Source organism: Nocardia sp. NPDC058518 (assembly GCF_042719655.1).
Lineage (GTDB): Bacteria > Actinomycetota > Actinomycetes > Mycobacteriales > Mycobacteriaceae > Nocardia.
In genome coordinates this window covers 76,800-85,409 of record NZ_JBHXNJ010000027.1, presented here as the reverse complement: position 1 = coordinate 85,409, position 8,610 = coordinate 76,800, and the positions used below count along the sequence as shown (strand labels likewise).

Genomic DNA, 8,610 nt, shown 5'->3' with positions numbered 1-8,610 from the left:
CGCGACCACGGCGACCGCCCGCACAAGCTGTTCCTGCACTTCTTCGAGTCCCCGTCGGAGGTGCTCGGCGAAGACGGCAAGGTCACCGGTCTGCGCACCGAACGCACCCAGCTCGACGGCACCGGCAACGTCAAGGGCACCGGCAACTACACCGACTGGGACATCCAGGCCGTCTACCGCGCCGTCGGCTACCTGTCGCAGAACGTCACCCAGCTGCCGTTCGACGATCAGGCAGGCACCGTGCCCAACGAGGCCGGTCGCGTGATCTCGGACGACACCGCCGAAGGCGACGCCCGGTTCATGCCCGCCACCTACGTGACCGGCTGGATCAAGCGCGGCCCGGTCGGCCTGATCGGCCACACCAAGGGCGACGCCAACGAGACCATCGCCTGCCTGCTCGATGACGCCAAGGCCTTCGCGCCCGCGCCGAAGCCCGAGCTCGAAGCCGTCACCGAGTTCCTCGAGGGCAAGGGCATTCCGTTCACCACATGGGCGGGCTGGTACCGCCTCGACGCCCACGAGCGCGCCCTCGGCGAGCCAGAAGGCCGTGAGCGCGTGAAGGTCGTCGAGCGCGAGGACATGCTGCGCGCTTCCGAGCCGAACAAGGCCTGAGCTGCCGCCGCTGCCGAGATAGGGCATTCTGTACAAGTGTTCGATGCCCACGTCCACATTATCGATCCTCGGTTTCCGCTGATCGAGAACGAAGGCTATCTACCCGAGCCCTACGTGATCGATGACTATCGAAAGCGAATGGGGCACTTCGATGTCCGCGGCGGTGCTGTCGTCAGCGCGTCTTTTCAAGGCGCCGATCAGACGTATCTGAAGGCAGCACTGTCCGCGCTCGGTCCCGACTGGGTCGGCGTGACCCGGCTGGATCTCGATGCCACCGACGACGAGATCCTCGAGTTGAACAAAGCCGGTGTGCGCGCGCTGCGGTTCAATCTCAAGCGCGCCGCCGCCGACATCACCGAGATGACGTTGCAGGCGTTGCGCGCGCACGAACTGGCGGGCTGGCACGTCGAGCTCTATATCGACGGTCAGATGCTGGCCTCGCTGCAACCGGTGATCTCGAAGCTGCCCGCGCTCTCGATCGACCATCTCGGCATGTCCGAGGAGGGTTTGCCGTATCTGCTCGACCTGGTGGACCGCGGCGCCAGGGTGAAGGCGACCGGGTTCGGGCGGGTGGAGATGGATGTGGCCGAGACACTGCGGCGCATCCACACGGTCAATCCGGGTGCGCTGATGTTCGGCAGCGATCTGCCCGGCACGCGCGCCGGAAGACCGTTCGAGGAGCGCGATGTTGACCTGATCTGCCAGGTGGTCGGCGCGGATATGCACGCGGTACTCGAGGACAACGCCCGCGAGTTCTACCGGCTGCCCCCCGTGCGCCGCGACCAGGTGCCGCCCCCGCGCGTCGAGAACCCGACCATCCCGATCCCGCGCAACCTGCTGCCCGGCGCGGACGAGCACACCCGCCCGCTGCCGGTCATCGAGTAGCCGGTTCTCGAGGGAACAGGCCGAGAACCCGCGGCGCCAGCCGCCATAGACTCAGCTCAACAGCGCGCCGGTTAGCCACACGCCCGAGGCGATCAGCGCGCCGAACAGCTCGACCAGCATCGACAGGCCGACGCCCTTGAGCGCGTGCACCGTTGCGGGCCAAGCCAAGTCGTTGGTCTTCAAGCGGTACAGCTCGGCCAGGTACACACCGAGCACGAAGCCGATGAACAGGCCGACGATCGGGATCACGAAGAAGCCGATGATGCCGAGCACCGCACCGGCCAGCAGCGCACGGTTCGACACCCCCGCTTCGCGCATCCGCCTACCCGGCCAGGTGTACTTCACGACGCCGGAGAGCACCAGCGCGACGGTCGCGATCGCCAGCACCGTCCAGGCCGTCGCGCCGCCGGTCATGAACGCCCACACCGCGATCGCCGCGAAAATGAGGATCACCCCCGGCAGAATCGGTACGATCACGCCGACGATGCCGACCAGAATGACGAGGCCGACAAGGACCTCACCCCACACGCTCACTACCGGTCCTCCCGTTGCCGCGCCGAGTCGCGCTCGTGCGAATTCTCACCCATGCTCTACCCGAGCCGCCACCCCAGCGCTATTGTCGGAGTGTCAATACCGTTCGACGACGAACTGAGGTCACCGCGTGAGCACGGAGTCCACCGCCAAGCAGGGGCCCCTTGCGGGCATCAAGGTCATCGAGTTGGCAGGCATCGGGCCAGGCCCGCACGCCGCGCTGCTGCTGGCCGACCTCGGCGCCGACGTGGTGCGCGTGCAGCGCCCGAACCAGCTACCCGGCTTCATGGAACGCCCACAGTGGCGCGGGCGAACGATCGTCGAGGCGAATCTGAAGGACCCCGCCGACGTCGCCAAGATCCTCGACCTGGTCGAGAAGGCCGACGTGCTGCTCGAGGGCTTCCGCCCCGGCGTCACCGAGCGCATGGGCCTCGGACCCGACGACGCGCTGGCCCGCAACCCGCGCCTGGTGTACGGCCGGATGACCGGCTGGGGCCAGCACGGCCCGCTCGCCGACCGCGCGGGACACGACATCAACTACATCTCGCTGACCGGTGTGCTCAATGCCATCGGGCGCAAGGGCGAGCGGCCGGTGCCGCCGCTGAACATGGTCGGCGACTTCGGCGGCGGCTCGATGTTCCTGGTGTTCGGCGTGCTCGCCGCGCTGGTGGAGCGGCAGGGTTCCGGCAAGGGCCAGGTGATCGACGCCGCGATGATCGATGGCGCGCTCGCCCTTTCGCACATGATCTGGGGCATGCGCGGGGTCGGTCTGTGGTCCGACGAGCGCGGCACCAACCTGCTCGATACCGGCATGGCCTTCTACGACACCTATGAGACCTCCGACGGCAAGTACATGGCCGTCGGCGCGATCGAGCCGCAGTTCTACGCCGAGCTGCTGGCCGGACTGGAGATAGATCCGGAAGGTCTGCCGATGCAGATCGACCCGAACGGTCAGGAGCAGCTGCGCAAGCTGTTCACCGACAAGTTCCTGACGAAGACCCGCGACGAGTGGGCCGCGATCTTCGACGGCACCGATGCCTGCACCACACCGGTGCTGACCTTCACCGAGGCCACCGAGAACCCGCACATCGTGGCCCGTACCGGCCTGATCGACATCGACGGTGTGGTCCAGCACGCGCCCGCGCCGCGGTTCTCGCGCACGCCGGGCGGCACGCCCACTCCCCCGCCGAACGTCGCGACACCGATCGAAACGGTCTGGGCTGACTGATTTGCCGGCCTGTCGTCGGTAAAGTTTTCCCTTATCGACGACAGGCTGAGGATCCGAACCGTCAGAACGCCACCGAAGGTGCTCGCCGCCCTCATCGCGGTGACCACCTTCGGCGCCGCGGTGCTGTGCTTCATCCTGGCCGAAGGATTGTTCGACACCCGGCAAGCCGACCTCGCCGAAACCCATTGCCACAGTGAGGCACCGGTGCCGGTGATGGTGAGCGTGCTCAACGGGCTCGCGACCGGGCTGCTGCTGGCCGCCGCGATCTCGCTGCTGTGTTTGCTGGTGCTGCTGTTCCGCTACCCGTCCGAACGCAGCGCCGTCGCGGTGCCGTTGACCGCGGTGGGGTTGGTGGCATCGGTGCTGTTCATGTTCGGGGCCGGGTACGAAACCGTGCGCCCCGCACCGGTCGCCACCGGGCACAACCCGTGCGCGTTCAGTAGCAGGTGAGCGGTTGGAGCGGATCGGCGGCGCGCGGTGTGAGGGCGTCGTAGGCGGCGGCGATGGACTTGACGGCGATGCGCAGGTCGGCCTCGGGGTGGGTGTAGGGCAGTCGGACGAAACGTTCGAAGGCGCCCTGAACACCGAAACGTGGTCCAGCGGCGAGTAATACACCATGGTTGGGGGCGGTGGCGGCGAGCGCGGTGGAGACCGGGCTCGGCAGCTGGGCCCACACCGACATGCCGCCCGCGCCGACCGCGATGTGCCAGCCGGGCAGATCTTCGGCCACGGCGTCGAGCAGGGCGGTGCGCTGGGTGCGTAGCTGTTCGCGGCGGCGCTCGAGGATGGGTTCGGCGTTCTCGAGCAGGTGGACGGTGGCGAGCTGATCCATCACCGGGGTGCCGAGGTCGACAGTGGAACGGATGCCGAGCAGCTTGGTGATCAGCGGCTGATTGGTGCGGATCCAGCCAACGCGCAGGCCACCCCAGAACGACTTCGACGCCGAACCGATCGTGATGATCTCGGAGCCCTTCGCGAACGCGGCGACCGGCGGGGGCATCGACCCGTCCGACAGGTTCAGTTCACTCATCGACTCGTCGACGACGACGGTCATCCTGGTGTCGCGGGCGATAGCGGCCAGTTCGGCGCGGCCCTCGGCGCCGAGCAGCAGGCCGGTGGGGTTGTTGAAGTCTGGAACCAGGTAGGCCAGGGTGGCGGCGGTTTGCCTGGCCGTGCTGCGCAAGCCTTCGAGATCCCAACCAGCGTCGGGGAATTCGGGTCGCAGCGGGATCGGGATGGGGCGGGCGCCGACGTCGCGAATGGCTTCGATGGCGTTCGGGTAGGAGGGGTGCTCGATCAGGACTCGCGCGCCGGGTGAGGCGAGCACGTTGAGGAGCAGCCGAAGTCCGTGTTGCGCACCGAGAGTCACCAGGATCTGTTCCGGCTCGGTCGGCAGGCCACGGGCGGTGTAGCGGCGGGCCAGCGCTTCGCGCAGCGCGAGGATGCCGACCGGGTCCATGCCGTGGGTGCCGAGGTAGGACGGAATTCCTTGCAGTGCGATGGAATACGCGTCGTGCAGCTCAGGGGAGGCAGGCATCGCGGCGTAGGTCATGTCGATGGTCGGCAGTTCCGGCTGCGCCATCAGAGCCATGATGCCGCGGCTGGGCTTTGCCCCGTCGTGCTGGATGGCGGGCGGTAGCGCGACGGTGCTGCGGGAGCCCTGGCGGCTGATCAGGTACCCGTGTTCACGCAGCAGCGAATACGTGGAGGTGATGGTGGTGCGGCTGACGCCGAGGGTGCCCGCGAGATCGCGCTCGCTGGGCAGCGCGACGCCGAGTGGGGCGCGACCATCATGAATCAGCAGGCGGATGGCCTCGGCCAGGGCCAGGTAGGCGGGCCGGTGCGGGCGGCGTTCGGAATCGCCGTCGGTGTCGGGGTCCCGCCACCGGCCGAGGTCGCGAGCCAGGCCCGCTGCGCCGATCACTCTTGTCGCCATAAAGTCCAGTATTCCCTAAGTGGATATTTCTAAGCAAGGCCAGTCGGTGGATTCTTACTGGCATGACCACTTTCCTTGCCCTCGCCGTTGCCGTTGCCTTCGGGGTGGCGGTCTACTACTTCTCGCCCAAGAAGGGCGAGCTGCCGTTCTGGCCCTTCCAATATCTGCCGCATGACCGGGCTTTCGGCACCTATGACGAGCAACGACTCTTCCGGGATCTCGATGCGATGCGGGCGCACGAAGTCGGCGACGATGCGGTCCAGTTGCCTAAAACTGGCCTTAAAGATGCCTCGACTGACACGCAGCGGGGGTCGCTCGCCGCGTGAGTGTGTCTTTGTCGGTGGGTCGGCGCACACTGTGACCATGAGTGACTCGACGCAGACCGAGACGGTGGTCTCGGCACTGTTCGACACCGCTATCGGGCTGTGCGCTATCGCCTGGCACGGTGATGCCGTTGTCCGGTTCCAGCTACCCGAGGCCAGCGAGGAGGAGACCCTCGCGCGGATCACCCGGCCGTTCGATGGCTCCGCGGTGCCGGAGAGTGCGCCGGGGCCGGTGATCGTCGAGGCGATCGAGGGTATCCGCGCCCACCTCGACGGTTCGGTCGACTCGCTGCGCTGGATCGAGGTGGATCTGCGGGGTGTGCCGGAATTCCATCGCTCGGTGTACGCGGTGACGCGCGATATCGACCCGGGTCACACGCTCAGCTACGGCGATATCGCCGGCCGCGTCGGCGTTCCCGGCTCCGCGCAGGCCGTCGGACAAGCGTTAGGTCGCAACCCTGTTCCGCTCATCATTCCGTGTCATCGGGTGCTCGCGGCCGATCACGCGTTGCACGGGTTCTCGGCGCCGGGCGGGATCGGCACCAAAGCGCGATTGCTGGAGATCGAACGGACGCCAGGGTTCGGCGAACCGATGTTGTTCTGATCGGCATCGACCGATGAGTTCGTTCGGCTGCGCCCGTCTCAATGAGCAAGATCAGACTCGGGCCGACTACCGGGTCCGCGAAACCCACGCGGACCTGCGGTCGAGGTGATCGCGTACCGTCGAGCGCGGCGGCCCGTTATCGAGAGGAACTCCCCATGCAGACTGTGACGTCGGCCGACGGCACCACGATCGCCTACGACCGGATCGGTGAGGGCACCGCCGGGACCGTCATCCTGATCGGTGGCGCGTTCAGCTACCGCGAGTTCCCGACGATGGTCGAACTCGCGCAGGCGCTGGCCGACGACTACGGGCTGACGGTGCTGAACTACGACCGGCGCGGGCGTGGTGACAGCACCGACTCCCCCGGCGTGTACGACCCGGCGAACGAGATCGCCGATATCGCGGCGCTGGTCGAGGCCGAGGGCGGGAAGGCGGCGCTGTTCGGCTGGTCCTCCGGTGCCGCGCTCGCGCTGCTGGCCGCTCAGTCGGTGCCCGGCGTCACCGAAGTGGTGGCTTTCGAGCCGCCGTTCGTGGTCGACACGAAAGGCCATGTGCCGCCGAAGGATCTGGAAGCCAAGCTGCATCCGATGATCGCCGCGGGCGAGCGCGGGAAGACCGTGCGGTACTACATGACCAAGGCGATGGGGATGCCGTTGCTCATGGTGGCGGCCATGCGGGTGACGCCGTTCTGGAAAACGCTTGCGGCAACGTCGAATTCGACCGCGCACGACTGGGCGGTGATGAAGCCGTACATGCGGGGGAAGAATCTGGATCCGGCCGACTGGCAGGGTGTCGAGGTTCCAGTGCTCGTCCTCGCGGGCGACCGGACCGCACCGCTGCTCATCAAGGGCTCGAAGGCCGCGGCCGCGGTGCTGCCGAACGCGGAGTTCGCCGAGCTCGCCGGCGTGAGTCACAACCCGAAGATCTCGATCCTCGCCCCCGCTGTCGGCGAATTCCTCACCCGTACACGGTGATCAGGGTGGCGGTGGGTGATCGCGGAAGAACTGGCACGGCTCACCGGTGAGGTAGCCGTCCAAACAGGCGAAGTAGGCCTGGACGCAGCTGTTACTCGTGCATCCGACGGTATAGAGCATCCCGCGAATACGCTCGTTGCGCTGCTGCGAAGGGGTCAGCGTCTGCGCGGGCGGCAACACCGAAGTCGCCGGGGTGGCGCTGGGCGAGGGAGCAGGAGCGTCCTGAGCGGCACATCCGGGCAGAACCGCCAGCGCGAGCAACGCCGCCGCAGCTGATCCACGTCGCAGAGCCATCATCCACCTCCGTCCGAAACCCGTCTCGACGCTACCCCGGCGGGCATTCGGACGCCGAGGTGCAGTCAGAGGGTCGCGCCGTAACCACTGCCGAGCACGCCAGCGGCGACGGCGCCCGCAGCCGCCGCGGGGATGCCGAGAACAGCGGCACCCGTCGCTGCGCCGGCCGCAGCACCGATGGCCGCGCCTGCGCCCGTGCTAGCCGCAGCGATCGGGAACGCGGCGACGAAACCGGCGCCGATCGCCGGTAAGGCCCCGGCGCCCGCGGTGGGAAGGGACGCGGCTCCGGCGAGGATCGCGGTGGCGCCCGCAGTGCCCGCGGCACCGACCGCGAAGCCCACACCAGCGCCGATACCCGCGCCGATGAGCCCGCCACCGACCGCGCCGACGGCAGCAGCCGGAACGCCCACGATCGCGGCACCGGCCAGTGCGCCACCGACGGTCGCCGCGGCGATCTTGTCCGAGCGGCTCGGGTTGATGCCGACCGACCGGCCCTGGGTGGCGATGGCGGCTTCGACGTTCGCGGCCGCGCCGTTGACATCACCGAGGATGTCGTTCGGGACCTCGTCCGGGACCGGGCTGGTGAAGTCACCGATGCGCAGTGTGCGCTCAGGCGGGGCGATCGGGGCCACCGGCTCGACCGGCTCCGGGAGGTGGAGTTCCTCGATGACGATCGGCGGGGCGGGCGAAGTGTATTCCGGCACCGGCCGCGACTGCTCAGGGTTCAGGTGGCCAAGGGTATCGGGACCGTCGAACTTGGCCAGATCCGAGCGACCACCCTCGTCCGCGGGCGACTCGGTGGTAACACCCGGCTGCACCGGAGCCACGTTCACACCCGGCTGCGGCACCGCGATAGCGACACCCGCACACGCGAGCGCCAACGCCATCGGCAGCACCCCGACAACCGGCCGAGCAATCCGCCGCACCGCCGAAGAGTTCACATTCACAGACCGACGGATCACGCCGACACCCACTAACCAGTTCAAGGAAAACGACACGTCCCCGCGCGCCGCCCGCGAACGATAACGTTTGCCAGCCGAAAGCCACAAATCGATAGCAAAAAGACATCACCACCCGCACACCGCCTGGACCAGCACCGAATCCGCCATGACCGCACCCCCAGCCCCCCACCCGCGACCCTTAGGGAGCGGCGGCCACGAAGTGGCCGGTCGCGGCCGGGTCGGGGCGTTTGGGGCCGGGGGGTTTGGTCGGTAGGAGCAACC

General features: G+C 67.9%; 10 protein-coding genes and 1 pseudogene. 7 read left to right on the top strand and 4 right to left on the bottom strand.

Translation table 11 applies throughout. The features are described from left to right. Window positions 1–612, top strand: a pseudogene (locus tag ACFWPX_RS32535) (pyridine nucleotide-disulfide oxidoreductase); the annotation flags it as partial. A 36-nt stretch (window positions 613–648) separates the two neighbouring features. Next, complete coding sequence (locus tag ACFWPX_RS32530; protein ID WP_378931883.1) at window positions 649–1,497, top strand: amidohydrolase family protein; 849 nt, start codon at window positions 649–651, stop codon at window positions 1,495–1,497. A 51-nt stretch (window positions 1,498–1,548) separates the two neighbouring features. On the opposite strand, the gene ACFWPX_RS32525 is transcribed toward ACFWPX_RS32530, so the two are convergent. Continuing rightward, entirely contained in the window at window positions 1,549–2,031 is a 483-nt protein-coding gene (locus tag ACFWPX_RS32525) for a DUF456 domain-containing protein (protein WP_378922363.1), read from the bottom strand. Between the two features lie 127 nt (window positions 2,032–2,158). Between ACFWPX_RS32525 and ACFWPX_RS32520 the strand changes: the two genes are divergently transcribed. Beyond that, window positions 2,159–3,256, top strand: a complete 1,098-nt coding sequence (locus ACFWPX_RS32520; protein ID WP_378931881.1) for a CaiB/BaiF CoA transferase family protein — start codon at window positions 2,159–2,161, stop codon at window positions 3,254–3,256. Between the two features lie 78 nt (window positions 3,257–3,334). Then, the gene (locus ACFWPX_RS32515) at window positions 3,335–3,706 is read left to right on the top strand and encodes a hypothetical protein (protein WP_378922367.1); all 372 of its coding nucleotides are present in this window, start codon (window positions 3,335–3,337) and stop codon (window positions 3,704–3,706) included. Here the strand turns inward: ACFWPX_RS32515 and ACFWPX_RS32510 are convergent. After that, window positions 3,693–5,192, bottom strand: a complete 1,500-nt coding sequence (locus tag ACFWPX_RS32510; protein ID WP_378931879.1) for a PLP-dependent aminotransferase family protein — start codon at window positions 5,190–5,192, stop codon at window positions 3,693–3,695. The two genes, ACFWPX_RS32515 and ACFWPX_RS32510, sit on opposite strands and share 14 nt — an antisense overlap. A gap of 62 nt (window positions 5,193–5,254) precedes the next feature. On the opposite strand from ACFWPX_RS32510, the gene ACFWPX_RS32505 reads away from it, so the two are divergent. From ACFWPX_RS32505 to ACFWPX_RS32495, 3 genes are all read left to right on the top strand, one after another. Then, window positions 5,255–5,518 carry a hypothetical protein gene (locus tag ACFWPX_RS32505; protein WP_378931877.1) on the top strand — a complete coding sequence of 88 codons (264 nt, stop codon included), beginning with the start codon at window positions 5,255–5,257 and terminating at the stop codon, window positions 5,516–5,518. A gap of 37 nt (window positions 5,519–5,555) precedes the next feature. Then, a complete protein-coding gene (locus ACFWPX_RS32500; protein ID WP_378922373.1) occupies window positions 5,556–6,119 on the top strand; it encodes a methylated-DNA--[protein]-cysteine S-methyltransferase in 564 nt (187 codons plus the stop codon). A gap of 155 nt (window positions 6,120–6,274) precedes the next feature. Beyond that, window positions 6,275–7,093, top strand: coding sequence for an alpha/beta fold hydrolase (locus ACFWPX_RS32495; RefSeq protein ID WP_378931875.1), 819 nt, complete (start codon window positions 6,275–6,277; stop codon window positions 7,091–7,093). Here the strand turns inward: ACFWPX_RS32495 and ACFWPX_RS32490 are convergent, their stop codons facing one another. Further along, window positions 7,094–7,387: a hypothetical protein gene (locus ACFWPX_RS32490; protein WP_378931873.1), complete on the bottom strand. Its 294-nt coding sequence runs from the start codon at window positions 7,385–7,387 to the stop codon at window positions 7,094–7,096. Window positions 7,388–7,452: 65 nt separating this feature from the next. Then, complete coding sequence (locus ACFWPX_RS32485; protein WP_378931871.1) at window positions 7,453–8,313, bottom strand: hypothetical protein; 861 nt, start codon at window positions 8,311–8,313, stop codon at window positions 7,453–7,455. Window positions 8,314–8,610 lie beyond the last annotated feature (297 nt).